Origin of the sequence: Andreprevotia chitinilytica DSM 18519 (assembly GCF_000711875.1) — a bacterium.
GTDB lineage: Bacteria > Pseudomonadota > Gammaproteobacteria > Burkholderiales > Chitinibacteraceae > Andreprevotia > Andreprevotia chitinilytica.
Genome location: NZ_JONM01000010.1, coordinates 145,769 through 169,073 on the forward strand (window position 1 = coordinate 145,769; position 23,305 = coordinate 169,073).

A 23,305-nucleotide genomic window follows, 5' to 3' on the forward strand; every position below is an offset into this window, starting at 1 on the left:
ACCAGCCAGTATGTGAATTATTTAGAACGTTGGAGGACGTCGGCAGAGTCGGGCGGACCGGCGGCTCAGGGGTGAACCGTATGGAAACACTCGCGGAAGAAATAGCCCTGCACATAATCGACGCCCAGCGCGACCGCTTCGGTCCATTGCTCGGCGGTCTCGACGCCTTCGAGGATGGTCGACTGCCCATGATCGCGGGCGAAGCGCATCAGCGTAGCGAGCAGCTTGCGGTAGCCGGGGCTTTGCCAGTGATCCCACCAGTGCCGGTCGAACTTGAGGTAATCCATGTGCAGCAGCACCGGCAAAGACAACATGGAGGCTGGCGCGCCGATGTCATCCAGCGCCAGGCCAACGTTGCGCTCGGCGAAGGTGCTCGCCATCGCCAGGCTTTTCTCGGCATCGCAAAACGAGGCGTTTTCGATGATCTCGACCGTCACATTCGGACGCTCGCTCATCATCTCGACCAGCGCGTGCTCGCCACTATCGCTCGCGCCAAGGTGGAAGGTATCCGGATCGAGATTGATGAATAGCTCACCTGACGGCGCTTCATCCAGCTGCATGCGCTTGAGCAAGTGCTCGACCTGATACAGCGCCAGCGGGTGGGATTCCAGCGCATCGAACACCGTCTGCGGCGGCACGGCCCCGCCGTCGGCCGCATAGAACCGCGCCAGCGCCTCATAGCCGAACGCCTCGCCGCTTTTCACTTGGACGATAGGTTGGTACTCGACACCAAAACGACGGCTGTGCAGCAGTTCGATCAAAGAGGCGGGGGATAGCATCCGATGGGCCGGCGAGGATGTTTTTGTCATTTTCGGCTGATGCTACCTGATCGGTGGCGGGCATCGGCATACGGGTAAGCACTTATGGAGCCGCAGTTTGTCACACTTCCGCCGTTCCGTCGGCTGGCGATTGCTCCTCACCCTGAACCTGCCCGAACAAATACATGCAGATATGCACGCAATGAGGCCGGGGCGTTCACTTATATAATCGCGCGGCCCTGGCCTTTGCCGTCATCCATTCACCCCATCAATCCACCCGGAGTCCGCCATGCTCGCCGCCTTTCAGCTCGCCCACGGCCGTCTGGTCCAGTTTCCGGTGGAAACACCCGCCGACCTCGCCCGCCCGGAAGTCATCTGGGTCGATCTGATCGACCCGAGCGATGACGAACGCACGCTGGTGCAAAGCGTGTTCCGGCTGGCGCTGCCGGATGACCAGGAGCTGGAGGACATCGAGGAATCCGCCCGCTGCTATCAGGACGAAGCCGGCCTGCACCTCAACTCCTGCTTTCTGCACCAGAGCGCCGAGGGCGCGAACAACGTCACCGTGTCGTTCCATTTGCACGAACGGCGGCTGCTGACGATGCGGCAGGAAGAACTCGCCGTGTTCCGACTCTTCCGCATGCGGGCTCGCGTGCAGACCGGCCTGGTTGAAAACGCCGAGGACATCCTGCTCTCGATCTACGAAGCCGCCATCGAACACGATGCCGACGTGCTCGAAGGCATCTATAGCGCGTTGGAAAAAGTCAGCGCCCGCGTGCTGAACCGCGAGACGGAGATGAACGACAAGGCGATGGCCGAAACGGTGGCCGACATCGCGCTGCAGGAAGACGTCAACGGCAAGGTGCGGCTGGATTTGATGGATACACGCCGCTCTCTGTCCTACCTGCTGCGTTCACGCGTGCTGCAGCGCGAGCAGGAAGGCGATCTACGTGAAATCCTGCGCGATCTGGAGTCACTGAACAACCACACCGGCTTCCTGTTCGACAAGATCAACTTCCTGATGGACGCGGTGATGGGCCTGATCAACCTGTCGCAAAGCAAGATCATCAAAATCTTCTCCATCGCCGCCGTGGTGTTCCTGCCGCCGACGATGATCGCCAGCATCTACGGCATGAATTTCGGCCGCATGCCGGAGCTGAGCTGGGAATTCGGCTACCCGTTCGCACTGCTGTTGATGGTGCTATCCGGCATCGCGCCGTATTGGTTCTTCAAGAAGAAGGGCTGGTTGTAGGGCTCATTCCGCCCCCTCCTCCAGCTGCATTTGTAGCCCGGCCGGCAGAGCCGTCCGGGCTACCGAGGCGGCCCGTGTAGGATGGGTTGAGCTTGCGATACCCATCGCTCACGTTGAACGCAACCGCGTGGGTATCGCTTTCGCTCAACCGATCCTACGGTGCTCAATGATCCGAAACCGATACCTTCACCGACCCACGCGGCTTGCCCATGAAGGGCACCAGCAGCAACACCAGCGCAAACAGCAACGCCACGATCCGGAATGCATCGGCAAACGCCAGGGTATTCGCCTCTCTCGACACCAGCGATGACAAATGCGCCAGCGCCATATGCTGCGCCTCGGCCGCGCTGCCGGCGGTGGGGGTAAAGAACTGCGTCATCGCCGCCATATAATCATCGACCGCCAATCGCCCCCGCTGCAGCGACTCGACCAACTCCGCGTAATGCGATTTGCCGCGATTGTTCAACATGGTATTGATGGTCGCGATACCGATGGCGCCGCCCAGATTGCGCGTGGTGTTGAACAGTGCGCTCGCCATCTTCAATTGACTCGGCGGTAGCGAACCCAGCGCCAGCGTCGTTGCCGGCACGATGCAAAACATGCTGGCAAAACCGCGCAGCGCCTGTGGCCAGAAGAATTGCTCGCCACGCCAATCCGAGCTGACCTGGCTCATGCCATATACCGCCACTGCAAACATCACCAAGCCGATGGCGGTCATCAGCCGCAAATCCATTCGCCGCGACAATATCGCTGTCGGCGGCGTCGACAGCACCATGAACACCCCGGCCACGAATACCGCGCTGCCGATCTGCAGGCTGTTCAGTCCGCCGATTCGGGCGAGGAACAAGGGCAGCATGTAGACGGTGCCGAAGATACCAAACCCGGTCACGAAATTGATCGAGCACGCCATGGCGAAAGTGCGCGAGCGCAAGGCGTGCAGATCGACGATCGGGTTGGCGTGCTGCAATGCCCGGGCAATGAAAAAAACACCGCTCACTACGGAAACGAGGGTCAGCCCGCTGATCAACGGATCGTCGAACCAATCCTGCCGCGGGCCTTCCTCCAGCACGTATTCCAGCGAGCCGAGAAACACCGTCAGCAATAGGGCTCCGATCACGTCGATGGTGCGCAACAGCCGCAAATCCGGCAGATCGATGCGGCACATGATCGGCACCGCGATCGAGATCACGATTCCCGGCACGATGTTCAGGAAGAACAGCCAGTGCCAGGACAACGACTGCGTGACATAGCCACCGATCGTCGGCCCCAGCGTAGGCGCGAGGGTGGACACGATACCCAGAATCGCCGGGATCAGCGCCTGCTTCTTGCCCTGGAACAGCGCAAAGCCAGTGGCAAACACCGTCGGCACCATCGCCCCGCCGACAAAGCCCTGAATGGCACGGAACACGATCATCGATTCGATATTCCACGCCAGCCCGCACGCCATGCTGGCGACGGTAAAAGCGATTGCGGATGCGGTGAACAGCCAGCGGGTGGAGAACGTGCGGCTCAGGTAGCCGGAGAGCGGAATCATGATGATTTCAGCGATCAGATAGGCCGTTTGCACCCAGGAGATTTCGTCGGCGCTCGCCGCCAGCCCGGCCTGAATCTCATTGAGCGATGCCGCCACGATTTGCGTATCGAGCAGCGCCATGAACTGACCGAGCGCCATGATCAGAAACAGCATCATTTTCTGGCGGTCGGTCAGCGGATGCGGCGCGGGCGGATCGTTGCTCTGAGCTTGCGTACCGGGCGGGGACATGGCGGATGCATCCTTGTGGTTTCATTGCATGATGGACATAATATGATAGTCATCATTTAAATGAAAACACCATGCCTTCCTTCGAGCGTCTTCCCCATAGCCACCAGCCACGGCGGCTTGGCATGGTGCGGAAATGCTGGAAGTGGCCGGTCTGGGCCATCGCCGGTTGATTGCGGATAATGGCGTCATCGCCGCCGCCGTCGCATATGTCTGCGCTACGGCCAGATCGCCCAAGGATTAGGAACAGAACATGCGATATGCCAAGGAACACAAGCTGGGAACACGCCAACGCATCGTGGAAACCGCATCACGCCGGTTCCGCGAGGAAGGCATCGATGCGGTAGGGGTGGCCAGTTTGATGTCCAGCGCCGGCCTCACCCACGGCGGGTTTTACGCGCACTTCGCCAGCAAGGAAGACTTGGTCGGTGCGGCCTGCGTGGATGCGTTCACTCAGACCATCGACCGCCTGCGCCAGATCGCCGCAGCCGCCGCCCCCGGCGCACAGACAACGGCCTTGGCCGAAACCTATCTATCCCCCGCGCATCTGGAACAGCCCGGCAGCGGCTGCATGGCGGCGGCAGTCGGCAGCGAGATTCCCCACCACAGCCCCGAAGCCCGCACCCAGTTCACCGAGCAATTGCAGGCCTTGATTGGTTTAGTGGAAGACACCCTGCGCGCCGATGGCGCATCGCCCGATTACGCGACCGGGATCGTCGGCAGCATGGTCGGGACGTTGACGATGGCGCGGGCAGTGACCGACCCGACGTTGGCGCAGACGATGTTGCAGGCGGGGTTGCGGCAGGGGGGGGTGGTGGTGGGCGGATTGGATTAAAACCCAAACCTTGAACGACAGAGGGCGCAGAGAACACAGAGGTTTCACAGAGAAAGGCAAAACCGATTGAGAGAAAGCATGTAGGAGCGAGCTTGCTCGCGATGGTGGCATTTCAAGTGTCGCCATCGCGAGCAAGCTCGCTCCTACAGAAATCCCAGCCTCTTTGCGGTTGGTTTTCTCTGTGAACCTCTGTGTTCTCTGCGAGATTTAAGGTTTCCAGCCAATCTAAACCGACAACAACGCCCGCACCCCATCCGCCTCCATCTCGCTGCCCTTGCCCTCGCGGATGATCTCGCCGCGCTCCATCACCAGATAGTGATCGGCCAGCGAGCGGGCGAAGTCGTAGTACTGCTCCACCAGCAGAATCGCCATCTCGCCGGTTTCCGCCAAGGCGCGGATGGCGCGTTCGATGTCCTTGATGATGGAGGGCTGGATTCCCTCGGTCGGCTCATCGAGGATCAGCAACTTCGGCCCCATCGCCAATGCGCGGCCGATGGCGAGTTGCTGCTGCTGGCCACCTGACAGATCACCGCCACGCCGGCCAAGCATCTGCTTCAGCACCGGGAACATCTCGAAGATGCGCGGTGGGATCGGCGTGCGGCCGGATTGCGTCGCCAAGCCCATCAGCAGGTTTTCTTCCACCGACAAACGCGGAAAAATCTCCCGGCCCTGAGGCACGTAGCCGATGCCCGCCTGCACGCGTACGTAAGACGCGGCGCGGGTGATATCCGCCTCGCCGAAGCGGATGCTGCCGCTTTGTGCCGGAACGAGGCCCATCAGGCATTTGAGCAGCGTCGTCTTGCCGACGCCGTTACGGCCCAGCAGCGTCGTCACCTTGCCCGGCTCGGCCGTGAACGACAGCCCGCGCAGGATATGACTGCCGCCGTAGTATTGGTTGAGGTTTTCGACTTTTAGCATGTGGTGCCTCTGCAATCTTGGTGAACCGACTTTCTCCCCTCTCACACTCATGGGAGAGGGGCCGGGGGAGAGGGTCGTGCCAAGTACATCGACCTTCGCAAGCACCCTCTCCCTAACCCTCTCCCACTTTCCCTGAACAAGGCGAGAAGCCTTGCACGGGATGTGAGAGGGGACAAAATCGATGCAACGCCCTGTAGGAGCGAGCTTGCTCGCGATGGCAATGCATCAACTAACGATGCAATCGCGAGCAAGCTCGCTCCTACAAAACCTCGCATTTGCCTTTCTCTGTGAAACCTCTGTGTTCTCTGTGGTGCAAGATTTCAGGTTTAAGGGTTTTGATCTACCGCCCCAGATAAACCTCAATCACCCGCTGATCCGCCTGCACCGTCGCCAAATCGCCCTCGGCCAGCACGCTGCCTTCATGCAGCACGGTGACTTTGCCCCCCAGCTTTTCCACAAACGCCATATCGTGCTCGACCACCATCAGCGAGTGCTTGCCAGCGAGCGACACGAACAGCTCAGCAGTGCGCATGGTTTCGTCGTCGGTCATGCCGGCGACGGGCTCGTCCAGCAGCAACAGCTTCGGCTCCTGCATCAGCAGCATGCCGATCTCCAGCCATTGCTTCTGGCCATGCGACAGCAGGCCAGCGGGACGGTCGGCAACGGTATCGAGCCGGATCAGTTTGAGTGTGTCGGTAATCTTGTCCCGGGCGGCGTCATCCAGCCGGAAGAACAGACTCTTGCGCACGCGCTTGTCGGTCTTCATGGCCAGTTCCAGGTTTTCGAACACCGTGTGCTGCTCGAACACGGTCGGTTTCTGGAACTTGCGGCCGATGCCGGCGTGGGCGATTTCCGGTTCGCGCAGGCGGGTCAGATCGAGCGTCTGGCCGAAGAACGCCTTGCCGGAATCGGGCCGGGTCTTGCCGGTGATCACGTCCATCATGGTCGTCTTGCCGGCACCGTTCGGGCCGATGATGCAGCGCAGCTCGCCCACGCCAATGGCAAGGCTCAAGCGGTTCAGCGCCTTGAAGCCATCGAAGCTCACGGTGATGTCATCCAGATACAGGATCACGCCGTGGGTGAGATCGACCTCGCCCGGTTGCACTACGCGGGCCATGCCGGGCGCGGGTTCGGTGCCGCTGCCTTGGGGCATTTCGCGGATCAGTTCGGTGGTGCTCATGCGGGGCGCTCCTCGGTCAGCGGAACAACGGGGACGGGCGGCGGAACAACAGTCGATGCGACCGGCTTGGCGGTTTCCTCCAGCGGCGCGGGTGGCCATTCCATCGCCTCACCCCGCTTTGCCCAATGCGCCTGCACACGTCGCCACAGCCCGACCAATCCTTCCGGCAGGAACAGCGTCACGGCGATGAACAGGAAGCCCAGGAAAAACAACCAGTATTGCGGGAACGACACCGTGAACCAGCTCTTGGCCAGGTTGACCGCTATCGCGCCGACAATCGCGCCGATCAAACTGCCACGCCCGCCCACCGCCACCCACACCGCGATCTCGATCGATGCCGCCGCGCTCATCTCGGATGGATTGATGATGCCCACCTGCGGCACGTACAAAGCACCGGCGATGCCGCACAGTGCGGCCGAGAGCGTCCAGATGAACAGCTTGTACCAAAGCGGGTTGTAGCCGATGAACATGGCGCGCGATTCCGCATCGCGCACGGCGGCCAGCACGCGGCCGAAGCGGCTGGTGACCAGCCAGCGTGCCAGCACCAGGGTGCCGGCCAGCGCGAGCGAGGTCACGCCCAGCAGCACCACGCGGGTTTCGGGCGCGGTGACCGAGTAACCGAGGATGCGCTTGAAATCGGTAAAGCCGTTGTTGCCGCCAAAGCCGGTCTCGTTGCGGAAGAACAGCAACATGGCGGCATAGGTGAGCGCCTGCGTGATGATCGAGAAATACACGCCCTTGATGCGGGACTGGAACGCGAAATAGCCAAACACGAACGCCACCAGCGCCGGCACCGCCAGCACCAGAAACGCCGCCCACCAGAAATGATCGCTGCCTTGCCAGTACCACGGCAGCGTCTTCCAATCGAGGAAGACCATGAAGTCCGGCAGCGTGCTGTGATAACTGCCGTCCGTGCCGATCTGGCGCATCAGATACATGCCGAAGGCGTAACCGCCCAGCGCAAAAAACAGCCCATGCCCGAGCGACAAGATGCCGGCATAGCCCCACACCAGATCCATCGCCACCGCCACCAGCGCGTAGCACAGCACCTTGCCGGTGAGCGTGACCACGTAATCGGACACATGCAGCGGGCTGCCCGCCGGCACCGCCAAATGCAGCAGCGGTACGCCCATCAGCATGACCGCCAGGAACGCCGCCAACGCCCGCCAGCCACCGGGGCTGAGCGTGACGAGGGCGCGTTCGGTAAAGGATGTTCGCATCGTGTTCTCCTGCAATGACCTGTTCTTGTGTTCCCCCCTTTCTGAAGGGGGGTTAGGGGGGATTTCGATCCCAGTTGAAGTTATCGCTGCAGCAAAAATTTAAGCGCCGCAGAAATCCCCCTCAGTCCCCCTTCAAGGAAGGGGGAGGCAAACTGCCACAACCTTCACCTACGAATCCGCAAACCGCCCTTTCAACGCAAACAAGCCCTGCGGCCGGCGCTGAATGAATACGATCACGATGGCGAGCACGATGATCTTGGCGATCACCGCCCCGGCCCAGCCCTCCAGGAACTTGGCGACGATCCCCAACCCCAGCGCCGCATATACCGCGCCCGCCAGTTGCCCCACCCCGCCCAGTACCACCACGAGGAAGGAATCGACGATATAGCCTTGCCCCATCTCCGGGCCGACGTTGGCAATCTGCGATAGCGCCAGCCCACCCAGCCCGGCGATGCCGGCGCCCAAGCCAAAGGCCAGCGTATCGATGCGCTGGGTCGGTACGCCCACACAGCCGGCCATCGGCCGGTTCTGCGTCACGGCGCGCACGAACAGGCCGAGGCGGGTCTTGTTCATCAGGCCCCACACCAGTAGCAGTACCGACAGCGCAAAACCGATGATGACGATGCGGTTCCACGGCAACACCAGATTGGGCAGCAGCGCGATGCCGCCGGACATCCACGACGGATTGGCGACTTCAACGTTCTGCGCCCCGAACAGCGTGCGTGCGCCTTGAATCAGGATCAGCGAGATACCCCAGGTCGCCAGCAGCGTTTCGAGCGGCCGGCCGTACAGCCAGCGGATCACGGTGCGCTCCATCACCATGCCGACAATGGCGGCACTGAAGAACGCCACCGGCACGGCGGCAGGCAGATACCAGTCGATGGCGCCGGGCAGGTAATGGCGGAACAGGCTTTGCACCGCGTAGGCCGAATACGCGCCGACCATCAGCAATTCACCGTGTGCCATATTGATCACGCCCATCACGCCGTAGGTGATCGCGAGGCCCAGCGAGGCCAGCAGCAAGATGCTGCCCAGCGACAAACCGGTGAACACGCGGCCGAGGTTTTCGCCCCAGGCGAGCTTGCCGTCGATGGCGCGCAATGACGTTTGCGCGGCGGCGCGCACCTTGTCGTCTTTCTCGGTGGCCGGGTCGGTCAACGGCAGCAACAGGCTGCGGGTATTGGGCGAGGCGCTTTCCGCCAACGCCTGCACCGCCACCAATCGCGCTACCGGATCGGGATTCTTCAAATTGGCTTGCGCCAGTAATTGCACGATCACCGGCGCGACCTTGGCATCCGTCTCGGCCTTGGCGGCACGGGTCAGCAGCGGGATCAGCTCGGGAGTGACTTTTTCTTGCAAAGCGCGGGCGGCGGCCAACCGGACAGCGGCATCGGGATCGAACAGTTTGACGCCCGCCAACGCGCCATCCAGCACGCCACGCACGCGGTTATTGATCGAGATGCTGTCGTTGCTCGCTGGCGTGGCAATGACCTTGCCGGTGACGGCATCCACCGGTTTGTCGCCCTCGGAGAAGAACACGGTATCGCCAGATACATACACGCCGTCTTCGCTCAGCGCTTTCAGCAAGCGCTCGGCGACCGGATCGACGCTTTGAGCGAGTTGCTGGATGGCGGCGATTTTCTGGTCGGAATCGTCATCGGCCAGTTTGTGCACGACGGCCGGATCGAGCGCCGACCACGCCGGGAGCGCACAGGCCAGTAGCAGGGCGAACAGCAGTTTTTTCATGATTTGTTCCAATGCGGGTTCGAAGAACCGTGGAGCCCAAGCATCAAAGCCATGCTAAGCGGCCCGTTCCAAGCGCCGCGGCGGTTTTCACCTCCCCCTTCTCGAAGGGGGATTGAGGGGGATTTCGGCATCGGTGAAAACTTGATGCTGCGTCGAAATCCCCTCCTAGCCCCCCTTCAAAAAGGGGGGAATGGCAGCGGACGGTGAAACAGCCTGCCTAGGCAGAGGCCTTACTTGCTCGCCACCACCTCATCCTTCTTCTTGTCGTTGCCGGCAATGAACGGGCTCCAAGGTTGGGCTTTCACCGGGCCCTTGGTCTTCCACACCACGTTGAACTGGCCGTTGCCCTTCACTTCGCCGATGAACACCGGCTTGTGCAGGTGATGGTTCTTCGGGTCCATCTCCAGCGTGAAGCCGCTCGGGGCCTTGAAGGTCTGGCCGCTCATGGCCGCAATCACCTTGTCGGTATCGGTGGACTTGGCCTTTTCGACCGCCTGCTTCCACATGTGGATGCCGACGTAAGTCGCTTCCATCGGGTCATTGGTCACGGCGGTTTCGGCGTTCGGCAGCTTGTTCTTCACCGCCCACTCCTTGTACATCTTGGTGAAGGCGTCGTTTTGCGGGTTCTTGAGCGACATGAAGTAGTTCCACGCCGCCAGCTCGCCCACCAGCGGCTTGGTATCCACACCGCGCAACTCTTCTTCACCCACCGAGAACGCCACCACCGGCACTTCGGTCGCCTTCAGGCCGGCGTTGCCCAGCTCCTTGTAGAACGGCACGTTGGAATCGCCGTTAATGGTGGAGATCACCGCCGTCTTCTTGCCCTGGGCGGAGAAGTCTTTGATCTTGGCGATGATGGTCTGGTAGTCGCTATGCCCGAACGGGGTGTACTCCTCCATGATGTCCGCATCGGCGATGCCCTTGGATTTGAGGAAGGCGCGCAGGATCTTGTTGGTGGTGCGTGGGTACACGTAGTCGGTGCCGAGCAGCACGAAGCGTTTGGCCTCGCCGCCGTCTTTGCTCATCAGGTATTCCACCGCCGGGATCGCCTGCTGGTTGGGCGCGGCTCCGGTGTAGAACACGTTTTTCTCCAGCTCTTCACCTTCGTACTGCACCGGGTAGAACAGCAGGCTGTTCAGCTCCTTGAAGACCGGCAGCACCGATTTGCGCGACACGGACGTCCAGCAACCGAATACCACCGCCACCTTGTCCTTGGTGATCAGCTGGCGGGCTTTTTCCGCGAACAGCGGCCAGTTGGAGGCCGGATCGACGATCACCGGCTCCAGCTTCTTGCCCATCACCCCGCCGTGGGCGTTGATGTCGGCAATCGTCATCAGCGCGGTCTCTTTCAGCGCGGTTTCCGAAATGGCCATCGTGCCGGAGAGCGAATGCAGGATGCCGACCTTGATGGTGTCTTCGGCTGCGCTGGCGGACTGGCCAACGGCAGCGATCAGGGCAAGGGTCACGGCTTTGAGTGCGATACAGCGTTTCATGGCGACATCTCCTGGGTTTAAGAACTACTTGGTTTGACGACTTTGGTTTCGGTACTTAGGACTACAGAACTACAAATATCGAGGAATCCATCCCCCCTTTTTGAAGGGGGGCAGGGGGGATTTCTGTGCGGGTGGAGCCTTCGCGAAAGCGACTTAACCAACCGGTGCAGAGGTTGCAGGAACGGCGAGCTGTGCTTTCGTTCAGCCAAGAGCAATGAGGAAATTTTCGACATCCGTGGATATGCGTGCGGCGTCGAAATCCCCCCTAGCCCCCCTTCAAAAAGGGGGGAATGAAACGCGAAATGCCCACGACAATGCGATTTGGCGAGCCTCACTTCACCCCCTCCACCACCGCCGCATGCGCCCGCTGCCGGGCGTCGTGCAGCATGTGCAAGGTGATCTTGCGCACCTCCGCTTTGCTCTCCTCGATGTGGGCGCGCAGCATGCGTTGGGCGTCGTCGGTGCGGCGCTTGAGTACCGCGCCCAAAATCAAACCGTGTTCGGAATACGTGACATCGACGCGATAGGGCTTGGTGAAATCCAGTCGGCGGATCGGGCGGATTTTCTCGGTGACGTCGCGATGGATACGGGCCATTTCCGCGTTGCCAGCCGCGGCGACCAAAGTGGAGTGAAAGCGCTCATCCAGCGTGGACACCAGCTTGCCGTCAGTGAGGCGTTCCTCATCCGGCACCAGCCAGATGCGCTTGAGTTCTTCCAGCTCGGGCGGCGCGAGGTCGATGGCGTGCTCGCACAGCCGTTTCACCGCCGCCATTTCCAGCACGATGCGCACGTCGTACAGGTCTTCGAAGTAATCGAAATCGAACGGCCGCACCTGCCAGCCGCTGCGGAATTGCACCTCGACGAAGTGCTCCGCCTGCAGCCGGTACAGCGCCTCACGCACGGGGGTGCGACTGGCGGCATAGCGAGCGGCCACTTCGGATTCGGTGAAGCGGTCGCCCGGCAGCAGGCGGAAATCCATGATGTCCTGCTTGATCGCGGCGTAGATGCGCTCGGCGATGTTGCGGCTGGGCAGCTCGGCGCTCATGCGGCAGCTTCCAGTGCGTCTTCGTCGAGCACATCGAGCAGCAGCGGTTCGAGCACCAGCAAGGCATCGCCCGGATTCACCGCCCGGCCCGGCGTACAGCGGATGCCCCGCACGATGCCGGATACCGGCGACGTGACCGACAACTCCATCTTCATCGCCTCGACCACGATCAGCGTCGCGCCGGCCTCCACCCGCTGGCCCAGCTCGACCAGCACTTTCCAGATGCTGCCGCACAGATCGGCGCTGACCACGTGATGGCCGTCGGCCACTTCGTCTTCGTCGACGCGTTCCATTTCGGCCGGCGCGGCGGCGTGGTCATCCAGCTGCCAACGCGCCACTTCCAGATCGAAAGCGGTTTTCTGTTTGACGTGGAAATCGTTGATGCTGGCGGCGTTGTCGGCGAGGAATTGCGTGTACGCGCCGAAATCGAACACTTCCTCTTCGATACGCACGCTGGCGCGGCCTTCACGGAAATCCTCGCGCAGCACCGTCAGCTCGGCCTCGCTCACCGGGTAGAAACGCACCTGATCGAAGAAGCGCAGCAGCCACGGCTCGCCCGCGGTGAACACCGGGTTCTTGAGGAAGGTGTTCCAGATCGGCAAGGTGCGGCCGACCAGCTGGTAGCCACCGGGCGAATCCATGCCGTAGATGCACATGTACACCCCGCCGATACCGACCGTGCCTTCGGCAGTAAACGTCCGCGCCGGGTTGTACTTGGACGTGAGCAAACGGTGGCGCGGATCGATCGGCACCGCGCATGGCGCACCGAGGTAGACGTCACCGAGGCCAAGCACCATGTAGCTGGCATCGAAAATGATGTCCCGCACTTGCTCGCGGCGATCCAGCCCGTTGATGCGCTGGATGAAATCGACGTTGTTCGGCAGCCACGGCGCATGGCCGCGCACCGTTTCCTGATAGCGCTGCACCGCGCCCAGCGTGGCGGAATCCTCGAATGCCAGCGGCAGGTGCACCACACGGGTCGGCAGTTTGAGCGTGGCGACATCCGGCAGGGTTTCTTCCAGCGCCAGCAGTGTTTCGATCAGCTGCGGCTGGCGAATGATGCGGCTGTCGTAGCGAATCTGCAGCGACCGCACGCCCGGCGAAAGCTCCAGCACGCCAGCGATATCCCGCGCCTTGATTGCTTCCATCACCAGATAGATGCGCATGCGCAAAGCCAGATCGAGCACGTTCGGGCCGTACTCCAGCAGGATGTAGTTGTCGCCCGCCTGGCGGTAGGTGACAGCCGGGCTGGTGCCTTGTTCGGGGAGAGCGGCGAGGATGGTGGTGGGTGCCGTCTCCAACTCCAGCGCTGCCAGTTCCCCCCTTCCACGAAGGGGGGTTAGGGGGGATTTCGATCCCGTATCGTTACTCGCAGGCTGAGTCGAAGTCCCCCCCAGCCCCCCTTCGATGAAGGGGGGAGCAAGTGTGTCGAGCGAGCGATCCTGCGCCAACTCCAACGCCGCCGCCTCGTCATACCCCATCACCCGAAACCGGATCTTGTCGCCCGGCTTCATCTGCCCGACCTTCCACAACTCGGCCTTGGCAATCGTCACCGGGCAGACAAAGCCGCCCAGGCTGGGGCCATCGCGAGTCAGGATCACCGGGCTGTCGCCGGTGAAATTGATGCTGCCGATGGCGTATTCGCAGTCGTGGATGTTGGAAGGGTGCAGACCAGCCTCCCCGCCGTCGCTGCGGGTCCAACTCGGCTTGGGGCCAATCAAGCGCACACCGAGGCGGTTGGAGTTGTAGTGGACTTCCCAATCGGCCTCGAAAAACCCGGTAATGCTGTCTTCGGTAAAGAAATCCGGTGCGCCGTGCGGGCCGTACAGCACGCCGATGTCCCAATGGCTGCCGTAGTCCGGCACCAGCTCGGCCGGCGCGGCTGCAGGTGCGGCAATCGGTGCGGGTGTGGTGGAGGCCGGCAGCTCCGGACGGGCGATGGTGAGCATGTCCGCCACGCGCAAGGTGCGGCCGGCGTGACCGCCGAACTGACCCAGTACAAAGGCGGCGCGGCTGCCGAGGTAGACCGGCACATCGAAGCCATTGCGCACCGCCAGATAAGTGCGGCAGCCGCTGCTGGCCCGGCCGGTGGTCAGTACCTGGCCGGCACGCACGCTGATCGGCGCATTCATCGCCACCGGTTCGCCATCCAGCTTGGCCGGACAGCTCGCGCCAGTGAGGGCGATGACGGCATCGGCATGGAACTTGAGCGTCGGCCCTTGCAGTGTGCATTCCAGTCCTGCCGCGCTCGGGTGGTTGCCGACGATGCGGTTGGCCAACCGGAACGCGTAATCATCCATCGGGCCAGATGGCGGCACGCCGATATTCCAATAGCCGACGCGGCCGGGATAATCCTGCACCGTGCTGTAGGTGCCGGGCTCGATTACTTCGATCACGGCCGGCGCGTAGCTGAAGCTTTCCAGAAAACGCGTCGAAATCTGGCCAGCGGCGAAACGCGCATCGGCGATGATCTGCCTCAGATAATCCAGATTGGTGGCAATGCCATGCAGCGCGGTGTGATCCAGCGCGATTTGCAGCTTGGCGAGCACATCCGCCCGATCCGCGCCGTGCACGATCAGTTTGGCGACCAGCGGATCGTAAAACGCCGACACCACGCTGCCGGTGCTCACCCAGCCATCCACCCGCACATCGGACGGGAAGGTGACTTCAGTCAGCGTGCCGGGCGATGGCTGGAATTGCTTGAGCGGGTCTTCGGCATACAGGCGCACTTCGATGGCCGCGCCGGAGGGCGTACGCGTCAGCGCGGTCCAATCCAGCTCGTCACCGGCCGCCACGCGCAGCATGCACTCGACCAGATCCAGCCCGGTCACGGCTTCAGTCACCGGGTGCTCGACTTGCAGACGCGTGTTCACTTCGAGGAAGTAGAAGGCATCACGCGCGCCGTCGTAGACGAACTCCACCGTGCCGGCCGAGCGGTAGCTGACCAGCTCACCCAGCTTGCGAGCGGCATCGAGCAGCGCGGTGCGGGTAGTGGCAGGCAAGCCGGGGGCTGGCGTTTCTTCAATCACTTTCTGATTGCGGCGCTGGATCGAACAATCGCGCTCGCCCAGTGGCACGACATGGCCTTTGCCGTCGCCGAAAATCTGCACTTCCACATGGCGGGCGTGATCGACAAAGCGCTCGATGAACGCGCCGCCATCACCAAAAAACTGCGCACCCAAACGCTGCACGCGCTCGAAGGCGTCAGCCAGACCTGCGGCATTGTCGCAACGGGTCAGACCAATGCCACCACCGCCAGCGGTGCTTTTCAGCATCACCGGGTAGCCGATCTTGTCCGCCTCGGCCAAGGCTTGCTCGACCGAATCCAGCAGGCCGGTGCCCGGCGTCATCGGCACGCCAGCAATGGCCGCCAGCTCTCGTGCCCGGTGCTTAAGGCCGAACTCGCGGATTTGCTCCGGCGTCGGGCCGACAAAGGCGATGCCGGCTGCGCTGCAGGCTTCGGCGAAGTCAGCGCTTTCCGAGAGGAAACCGTAGCCAGGGAAAATCGCCTGCGCGCCGGTTTCCTTGGCGGCAGCCAGAATCTTGGCGACATTGAGATAGCTATCGGCCGGCTTGTCGCCCCCTAACGCAATGGCGACATCCGCCTCGGTCACGTGGGCGCTGTTGCGGTCGGCATCCGAATACACGGCCACGCTTTTCACGCCCAGGCGCTTGAGGGTGCGGATGGCGCGGCAAGCGATCTCTCCGCGGTTGGCAATCAGTACGGTGTTGAACATGATGTCGCTTTCCTTAAAACCCGTTCTTCAAATGTTCGGTGCTCTGTTCCCCCCTTCCACGAAGGGGGTTAGGGGGGATTTCTGCGGCATTTCAACCTCTACCGACGTCGAAATCCCCCTCAATCCCCCTTTAAAAAGAGGGAGGCTTAAAACCCGAAATGCTCAGCCAGAGAGACTGGCGAGATAAGCCCGCCAACCACCGAATTCACTGATATCGCGAGCCGATTCAATCGCCCACGGCTCGCAGATGAAGCCCTTCACTTCGCGCCCGTCTTCCAGCAGCAGCGTGCCGATGCCCAGCGGCGCAGGGATCAGTGCGACGAAAGAACCGAAAGCCGTCACGGGCACATCCCACAACTCGACTTCGATGGCTTGGCCGGACGTGGCCTTCACCAGACCCGGCTTGGGCGGCTGGGTGTTGGCAAGCGCATACAACCGGTAAGTCGGCGCGCTACGGGTGCGCTCGACAAAGATCGCGTCGCGATCGGTGAGCTGCGGATTGAGTGGCATGCCGGTGAGATGCGCGCCGACCACGGCAAGGCGCACGTGGTTGGGCGGCGGTTGGGTGGATGCGGGGGCAGTCGCGAAAGGCCGGCCCGTCGCCCCCAATGGCAAAGCTTGTGCGGTTTGCCAACGCGCACCGAACTCGGCCAAGGCGCGGTCATGCCAAGCCGGCGCAAGCAGCGTGATGCCGGCCGGCAACTCATCGGCGCGGAACCCGGCCGGCAGCGCCAACGCACACAGGTCGGCCAGATTGGCGAAGTTGGTATAGGTGCCGAGCCGCGAATTCAGCTCGACCGGGTTGGCGGCGATGTCGGCCTGCGTATAGATGGCTGGCGCGGTCGGCACCACCAACGCATCCACATCGGCCAGCACGGCAGCGATGTCTCGCGCCAGCTCGGCGCGTCGGTATTCAGCCTTGAAGGCATCGGCAGCGGAATAGGCATCCGCCCCTTCCACAATGCCGCGTACCACCGGGTTGAGCGCGGCCGGGTCACGGGCAAGCAAGTCTTCGACGGCGACAAAGCGCTCCGCCACCCAGGGGCCGCGATACAACAAGGCGGCCAGTTCTTCGAATGGGGTGAAATCGATCGGCACCAGCGTTGCGCCCAGCTCACGCAATTGATGCGTCGCCAGCTCGAATGCGTATGCCGCTTGCGCATCACCAAACCAGGACAAGCGGGATGGCACCGCCAAGCGCGGCTGCTTGCCGAGCGTGACCGGCACGCGTTCCGGCATGGCACGGGAATAGCCGTCTGCTGCATCCGGCGCGCCAGCGATCTCCGCCACGGCCAGCGCATCGGCCACATTCAGCGCAAACACCGACACGCAATCGAGCGTGCGGCAAGCCGGCACCACGCCCGCAGTGGAAAGCCAGCCCTTGGTCGGCTTGAGCCCGACAATATTGTTAAAGCCGGCCGGCACGCGGCCGGAACCAGCGGTATCTGTCCCCAGTGCGAACGGCACGATGCCGCGCGCCACGACCGATGCAGACCCGCTGCTGGAGCCACCACTGACGTAATCGGCGTTAAAGACATTCGGCACCGCACCAAAGGGCGAGCGCGTACCGACCAGGCCGGTGGCAAACTGATCAAGATTGGTCTTGCCGATGACGATGCCGCCCGCCGCAATCAACCGCGCAACCACGCCGGCATCGCGCTCCGGCGCATAAGCAAATGCTGGGCACGCAGCGGTGGTCGGCCAGCCTGCGACGTCGATATTGTCTTTCACCGCGAACGGGATGCCATACAGCGGCAAGCGCACCAGATCCCCGCCGCACTCGGCCAGACGCACCTGCAAGGCGGCCAGCTGTGCATCGAGTTGCGAACCGAATTGCTCCTCGGCCACATAGGCAATCCACGCCGGATCATCGGCATTCGACCACTGCAACACTTCGCGCAGCGCATCACGAACATGCAACTGGCCAGAGCGGTATGCACGCTGCCAATCGGCCAGCGTCCACCCAGGAATCGGTAAAGCGTTTTGCGACATGTTTGTATTCCATCTTGTGTACAAGATTTGCTCTCACTACTGAGCAAGCCATGTGCCAGAACGGAAACAACATTGATTTGTATGAGAAAAATCAAAAATATAAGCAGAAATACCTATGCGTTTTGCATACGAAGCCGCACCAAAGCAGCGCGATTTTCTGGTGCGGGCGCACAAGTCTGAAGCGTTGGAAAAGGTATTTTCAGGGGGGAGTCAGGTTTTCTGGGGCGCTGAAACGGCAAATCTTCAGCAAACGTGCAGCGGCCGGATTTGCCGCAAAAGCACTCAAAGTAATACCATTTCGAGATTGGTATTACCCACAAGGAGCAATGCCGTGCCGACCACCCTCACCAGCAAGGGGCAAGTCACTATCCCCAAACCAATCCGCGATGCACTGCAATTGCTGCCGGGCAGCAAGGTGGAATTCAGCGTTAACCAGTCAGGTGAAGTGGTACTGCAACGCGCAGATCAAGAATCCAACAAAGATGATCGCTTCGCCGCGGTACGTGGCAAAGCCGATATCCCGTGGCGGACAGATGATTTGATGAACCTGCTGCGTGGTAACGATGAATGATGTTGGTCGACACCAATGTGCTGGTTGACGTCTTGGAAGACGACCCACAATGGGCGGATTGGTCGATCCAGCAGCTACGTACTCAGTCTCAGGTTTATACCCTCAGCATCAACCCGATCATCTATGCCGAATTGGCGCTCACTTTCAGCACGGTCGAAGCGCTGGATGCCACATTGAGCAAGATGCGAATCCCCCTGATGGAAGTTCCCAAACCCGCGTTGTTCCTCGCCGGCAAGGCGTTCGCGCGCTATAAACGCGCTGGCGGTACCAAGCAAAATGTACTACCGGATTTTTTCATCGGCGCTCACGCTGCCGTGCTTGGCTGCCCGATCCTGACCCGCGATGCCCGGCGTTACCGGCACCACTTCCCTACCGTGCGGCTGATTACGCCGTAACGCAGCTCAAACGCAGCCCGGTGGTCGATAGGATCAGTGCTGCCAATAACGCTACGCCGATGGCGATGCTTGATCGCCGGGCGGTTCGCTTGACGCAATAAGAGATCGAATTGGTAAGGCGCAATGCCCGCCAGGGCATTGCGCTGCATCTACGGCCCCAAGCAGCAGAGATGAGTTTCGCGTCTGAGCAACTCATTGCATCCGTTGCATACGATCAACGCTGCAGCCACACCGGCGCAATGCCAGTGCCACGGCCGAGTTTGTAGCCGAAGGTGATATTCAGCATGCCCAGCGGCTCCAGCAGACGGGCATTTTCCAGCGGGCCGGTATCGACGGCTTCAAAACCCAGGCTGGCGGCAAATTCACTGGCAGTTGCCTTGGCGACTGCATCATCTGCTGCCACGAATACCTGCACCTTGCGGCCGGCGATCTCGGCACCTTCAGCAAACACTTGGGCAAAGACGGTGTTGAAGGCTTTGACGACGCGCGCTTGCGGTGCGAGGGTCTGGATTTCTTCCGCAGCCGATGTGGAGTGGCCGATGGCGAGACCAGAGAAATCCGCCTTGACCGGGTTGCTGATATCGATCACGACCTTGCCGGCGAAGCCACCCGCGCTGCGCACGATGTCTTCCGCCGCGCCAAACGGGGTCGCCAGCACGACGAGATCAGCGCTTGCCACGGCAGTTGCCACCGTTGCGGCACCAGTGCCGAGCTTGGCGGCTACTTCCTGCGCCTTGGCAACATCTGCGCCAGCGAGCGTAACTTGATGACCCGCCGCCAATGCGCGCTGCGCAATGCCGGAACCCATGTTGCCGTAACCGATGAGGGTGATGTTCATGTCCTGCTCCTTCGCTCAGTGGGGTTCAGCGGATGTGCTGAACTGATGGAGCCAGTTTGATCCGATTGAATTTCGAGATAAACGCGCGAAAATGCAATGATTCATCACGAATAACGGGACAGTTTGATGGACAGGCTGAGCGCAATGCAGGTGTTCGTAAAGGTGGTCGAAGCCGGTAGCTTCGTACGGGCGGCCGAGCTGCTGGATATCTCCACCACCGCCGCATCGCGCCTGGTGGCCGATCTGGAAAATCACCTCAACGCCCGGCTGCTGCAACGCACGACACGCCGGCTGAGCCTCACCGAAGCCGGCCGCGCTTACTTTGAGCGTGCCACGCAAATCCTGGCCGATATCGACGAAGCCGAATCGGCGCTGGGCAGCGAAACCGCAAAGCCCAGCGGCGTGCTGCGGGTGAATGCCCCAGTGTCGTTCGGTGTGCGACATCTCTCGGCCGTGCTGCCGCGTTATCAGGCGGCCTATCCAGACGTGCGGCTGGATTTCACTTTGTCTGACCGCGTGGTCGATCTGGTCGAAGAGGGTTACGACTTGGCGCTACGTATCACCAGCCAACCCGCGGGTAATCTGGTGGCACGCCGGATCGCGCCGATCCGCATCGCTGTAACCGCCGCCCCCGCCTACCTCGCCACCCACGGCACGCCGCAAATGCCGCAGGAGATCGCCGGGCACAACTGTCTGATCTACAGCTACGGCGCGAACAGCGATGAATGGCGTTTCTTCGACCAATCCGGCAATGCGCAAACGGTGAAGGTGAAAGGAACACTGCGCGCCAACAATGGTGACTTGCTGGTCGCCGCCGCCCGCGCCGGCGAAGGGTTGATCCGCGAGCCGACGTTTCTGGTGGGCGATGATTTGAAAAGCGGCACGCTGGTGCATGTGCTGCCCGAGTTCACCATACCGGAACTGGCACTGTATGCGATCTACCCAAGCCGCCGTCACCTGTCGGCCAAGGTGCGCAGCTTTATCGATTTTCTGCTGGGGGAATGGGGCGAGATGCCGCCGTGGGATGCGTGGATGCAGGTCTGACGAACATCTTGAACCACCGAGGACACGGAGAAACGCGGGTTTTGTAGGAGCGAGCTTGCTCGCGATGCGGCGTTGAATATTCCACCGTTGCCATCGCGAGCAAGCTCGCTCCTACATAAACCTTCTATGCCCCACACAGCCTGGACGGCTTGCCGGCCGGCTACATTGCATCCCCTGCAGATCAATACGCCGCAGTAAACCGCTTCTGAATGTGCTTCGGCGTTTCAACTTCATCGATGATCGCCACCGCCAGATCGGCCGTGCTGATCTTGGCCGGGCCGTTGTCACCGAACAGCGGTTCTTCCAGACCCAGACGGTACTTGCCGGTGCGTTCGCCCGGCTCAAGGAATACAGCCGGGGAGACGAACGACCAGTCGAGCGAAGTCTCGTTCTTGATCAGATTCAGCGCCTCGCGGGCGGCCAGCGCGCCTTCTTTCCATTCAGCCGGGAATTCCGGCGTATCGACCAGCTGCAGGCCGGGCGCAATGAACAAGCTGCCTGCGCCACCAACGGCCAGATACCGCTTCACACCGGCTTGCTTCACACCAGCAGTAATCGCATTGAAGCCCTTCAGGAACAGTGCGCCAATATCCGGCTTGCCCCAGCCCGGGTTGAAGGCACTGATGACGGCATCGTGGCCGGCCACGGCAGTGGCGATATCGGCGGCGTTATAGGCGTCGGCTTTCTTGGCGGTGAGCTTGGGGTGCTTGGGCAGCTTGTCGACGTTCTGCACGATGGCAGTCACTTCAAAACCGCGCTCCAGCGCTTCGTTGAGGATGGCACTGCCTACGAAGCCGGATGCACCGATCAGGGCGATTTTCATGGTGTTTCTCCTAGGAAGATTTGTAGCGTTGACGGTGTCATCATGCGCGGTCCGATTGACGGAATAAACCCACCAATCGAGAACTGACTGTTCACCAATCAATGACAAAATCATCCACTCAACCACCCGACTGTCGCGAGCATTCGGCGCATCGGTAGCCCGCTAGTAGGGCAAACGTTTAGAATCCGCCTTTGGCTTCAACAAACTACAAGTAAATCAATGAATCATTACCCCCACCCCCTGATCGCCCGCGAAGGCTGGCCCTTCCTTGCCATCGCCGTGATCGTGTCCGCTGCCGTCACGTATTTCGCTGGCTGGTGGTCCACACCGTTGTGGATCATCACCCTGTTCGTGCTGCAATTCTTCCGCGATCCGGCCCGCACCATTCCGCAACAGGCCAACGCCATCCTGTCCCCAGCCGACGGCCGCATCGTCGTCGTCGAGAACACCATCGACCCGTACCGCAATGTCGAAGCGCTCAAGATCAGCGTGTTCATGAACGTGTTCAACGTGCACTCCAACCGCAGCCCGGTGGACGGCACGATCCAGAAAGTCGAATACAACGCCGGCTCTTTCCTCAATGCCGCGCTGGACAAGGCATCGAAGGAAAACGAGCGCAACGCCGTGCTGGCCAAGCTGGATAACGGCGTCGAGATCACATTCGTGCAGATCGCCGGCCTCGTTGCCCGCCGCATCCTCTGCTACAAGAAAGCGGGCGATAGCCTGAAGCGTGGCGAGCGTTACGGTTTCATCCGCTTCGGCTCACGCGTGGACGTGTACTTGCCGACCAGCGCTCGCGCCAAAGTAGCGATCGGCGACATCGTCAGCGCGACCGAGACCATCCTCGCCGAGCTGTAATCGTTCCACGATCCAGCCGATCCGACCGAGTCCATCCTTTTCTCGCCACGAGTGCCGCCATGCAGAAATTCAAACGCCCGATGAATTTGCGCCGTCAGAGTATTTATCTGCTGCCCAATCTATTCACACTGGGTGCGCTGTTTGGCGGCTTTTACGCCATCGTGTCGGCCATGAACGGCAAGTTCGAACACGCGGCGGTGGCGATTTTCATCTCGATGGTGCTCGATTCGCTGGATGGCCGCGTGGCGCGGATGACGCATACGCAATCAGAATTCGGCGCGCAATTCGACAGCTTGTCAGACATGGTGAGCTTCGGCGTTGCACCGGCGCTGGTGGCCTATGAGTGGCAGTTGTCCACTTTCGGCAAGCTGGGCTGGATGACGGCGTTTATCTACTGCGCTTGCGCAGCACTTCGGCTGGCGCGCTTCAATGCCAATATCGCCGTGATCGACAAGCGCTGGTTCCAAGGCTTGCCTAGCCCAGCAGCGGCAGCCTTGGTCGCGGGGCTGGTCTGGATCAGCCGTGAATTCAACGACGACCTGAACCCAATTGCGCATCTACTGCCCTACGCCGCACTGGTGATCACGCTGTTCGCCGGGCTGACCATGGTGTCCAACGTGCGGTTCTGGAGCTTCAAGGAGTTCAACGTCCGCAAGACCGTGCCATTTATGGCGATGGTTGTCGCGGTGCTGCTGCTGCTGGTCGGCGTGTCGCGCCCGGAGCTGATGGCGTTCTGCTTCTTCCTCGGTTATGCGGTATCCGGTTACATCTACTGGGCGTGGACCACGCTCAAGCCGAATAACAAAACGCCCCAACCGCCAACATCGGACAAGACTTAAAG

Annotated in this window: 18 protein-coding genes and 1 pseudogene; 7 read left to right on the forward strand and 12 right to left on the reverse strand. The window is 61.3% G+C overall.

Annotated features, from left to right (window positions below; translation table 11 throughout):
- Positions 1-65: 65 nt before the first annotated feature.
- Positions 66-809: an EAL domain-containing protein gene (locus BR41_RS14555; RefSeq protein ID WP_084187194.1), complete on the reverse strand. Its 744-nt coding sequence runs from the start codon at positions 807-809 to the stop codon at positions 66-68.
- A 238-nt stretch (positions 810-1,047) separates the two neighbouring features.
- Here BR41_RS14555 and corA point away from each other — a divergent pair, with 238 nt between their 5' ends.
- Complete coding sequence (gene corA / locus BR41_RS14560; RefSeq protein WP_035058070.1) at positions 1,048-2,010, forward strand: magnesium/cobalt transporter CorA; 963 nt, start codon at positions 1,048-1,050, stop codon at positions 2,008-2,010.
- A gap of 163 nt (positions 2,011-2,173) precedes the next feature.
- Here the strand turns inward: corA and BR41_RS14565 are convergent, their stop codons facing one another.
- On the reverse strand, positions 2,174-3,772 hold the full coding sequence (locus tag BR41_RS14565) for a DHA2 family efflux MFS transporter permease subunit (RefSeq protein WP_035058072.1): 1,599 nt from the start codon (positions 3,770-3,772) through the stop codon (positions 2,174-2,176).
- Between the two features lie 250 nt (positions 3,773-4,022).
- On the opposite strand from BR41_RS14565, the gene BR41_RS14570 reads away from it, so the two are divergent.
- Complete coding sequence (locus BR41_RS14570; RefSeq protein ID WP_035058074.1) at positions 4,023-4,604, forward strand: TetR/AcrR family transcriptional regulator; 582 nt, start codon at positions 4,023-4,025, stop codon at positions 4,602-4,604.
- A 225-nt stretch (positions 4,605-4,829) separates the two neighbouring features.
- Here BR41_RS14570 and urtE read toward each other — a convergent pair whose 3' ends face one another.
- From urtE to atzF, 8 genes are all read right to left on the reverse strand, one after another.
- Positions 4,830-5,522, reverse strand: coding sequence for an urea ABC transporter ATP-binding subunit UrtE (gene urtE / locus BR41_RS14575; RefSeq protein WP_035058076.1), 693 nt, complete (start codon positions 5,520-5,522; stop codon positions 4,830-4,832).
- 340 nt (positions 5,523-5,862) lie between these two features.
- Positions 5,863-6,702: an urea ABC transporter ATP-binding protein UrtD gene (gene urtD / locus BR41_RS14580; protein ID WP_035058078.1), complete on the reverse strand. Its 840-nt coding sequence runs from the start codon at positions 6,700-6,702 to the stop codon at positions 5,863-5,865.
- Positions 6,699-7,922, reverse strand: a complete 1,224-nt coding sequence (urtC, locus tag BR41_RS14585; RefSeq protein ID WP_084187196.1) for an urea ABC transporter permease subunit UrtC — start codon at positions 7,920-7,922, stop codon at positions 6,699-6,701. The genes urtD and urtC overlap by 4 nt, the downstream gene beginning before the upstream one ends.
- Before the next feature lie 168 nt (positions 7,923-8,090).
- On the reverse strand, positions 8,091-9,668 hold the full coding sequence (gene urtB / locus BR41_RS14590; RefSeq protein ID WP_035058080.1) for an urea ABC transporter permease subunit UrtB: 1,578 nt from the start codon (positions 9,666-9,668) through the stop codon (positions 8,091-8,093).
- Between the two features lie 230 nt (positions 9,669-9,898).
- Positions 9,899-11,161, reverse strand: coding sequence for an urea ABC transporter substrate-binding protein (gene urtA / locus BR41_RS14595; RefSeq protein ID WP_035058082.1), 1,263 nt, complete (start codon positions 11,159-11,161; stop codon positions 9,899-9,901).
- Between the two features lie 331 nt (positions 11,162-11,492).
- Complete coding sequence (locus BR41_RS14600; protein ID WP_035058084.1) at positions 11,493-12,206, reverse strand: GntR family transcriptional regulator; 714 nt, start codon at positions 12,204-12,206, stop codon at positions 11,493-11,495.
- On the reverse strand, positions 12,203-15,943 hold the full coding sequence (gene uca, locus BR41_RS14605) for an urea carboxylase (RefSeq protein ID WP_051711007.1): 3,741 nt from the start codon (positions 15,941-15,943) through the stop codon (positions 12,203-12,205). The genes BR41_RS14600 and uca overlap by 4 nt, the downstream gene beginning before the upstream one ends.
- Positions 15,944-16,105: 162 nt before the next feature.
- Positions 16,106-17,935 (reverse strand): allophanate hydrolase, encoded by a 1,830-nt coding sequence (atzF, locus tag BR41_RS14610; RefSeq protein ID WP_035058086.1) that lies wholly within the window; start codon positions 17,933-17,935, stop codon positions 16,106-16,108.
- Between the two features lie 115 nt (positions 17,936-18,050).
- Here atzF and BR41_RS24925 point away from each other — a divergent pair, with 115 nt between their 5' ends.
- Positions 18,051-18,506 carry an AbrB/MazE/SpoVT family DNA-binding domain-containing protein gene (locus BR41_RS24925; protein WP_211251754.1) on the forward strand — a complete coding sequence of 152 codons (456 nt, stop codon included), beginning with the start codon at positions 18,051-18,053 and terminating at the stop codon, positions 18,504-18,506.
- On the forward strand, positions 18,503-18,901 hold the full coding sequence (locus tag BR41_RS14620) for a type II toxin-antitoxin system VapC family toxin (protein WP_035058091.1): 399 nt from the start codon (positions 18,503-18,505) through the stop codon (positions 18,899-18,901). The genes BR41_RS24925 and BR41_RS14620 overlap by 4 nt, the downstream gene beginning before the upstream one ends.
- Positions 18,902-19,115: 214 nt before the next feature.
- Here BR41_RS14620 and BR41_RS14625 read toward each other — a convergent pair whose 3' ends face one another.
- On the reverse strand, positions 19,116-19,739 hold the full coding sequence (locus BR41_RS14625) for an NADPH-dependent F420 reductase (RefSeq protein WP_035058103.1): 624 nt from the start codon (positions 19,737-19,739) through the stop codon (positions 19,116-19,118).
- Positions 19,740-19,865: 126 nt separating this feature from the next.
- Between BR41_RS14625 and BR41_RS14630 the strand changes: the two genes are divergently transcribed.
- Positions 19,866-20,783 carry a LysR family transcriptional regulator gene (locus tag BR41_RS14630; protein ID WP_035058106.1) on the forward strand — a complete coding sequence of 306 codons (918 nt, stop codon included), beginning with the start codon at positions 19,866-19,868 and terminating at the stop codon, positions 20,781-20,783.
- Positions 20,784-20,964: 181 nt separating this feature from the next.
- Here BR41_RS14630 and BR41_RS14635 read toward each other — a convergent pair whose 3' ends face one another.
- Positions 20,965-21,606 carry an NAD(P)-dependent oxidoreductase gene (locus BR41_RS14635; RefSeq protein WP_035058117.1) on the reverse strand — a complete coding sequence of 214 codons (642 nt, stop codon included), beginning with the start codon at positions 21,604-21,606 and terminating at the stop codon, positions 20,965-20,967.
- Positions 21,607-21,825: 219 nt separating this feature from the next.
- Here BR41_RS14635 and BR41_RS14640 point away from each other — a divergent pair.
- Positions 21,826-22,461, forward strand: a pseudogene (locus tag BR41_RS14640) (phosphatidylserine decarboxylase); the annotation flags it as partial.
- Between the two features lie 62 nt (positions 22,462-22,523).
- Entirely contained in the window at positions 22,524-23,303 is a 780-nt protein-coding gene (gene pssA, locus BR41_RS14645; RefSeq protein WP_035058123.1) for a CDP-diacylglycerol--serine O-phosphatidyltransferase, read from the forward strand.
- Positions 23,304-23,305 lie beyond the last annotated feature (2 nt).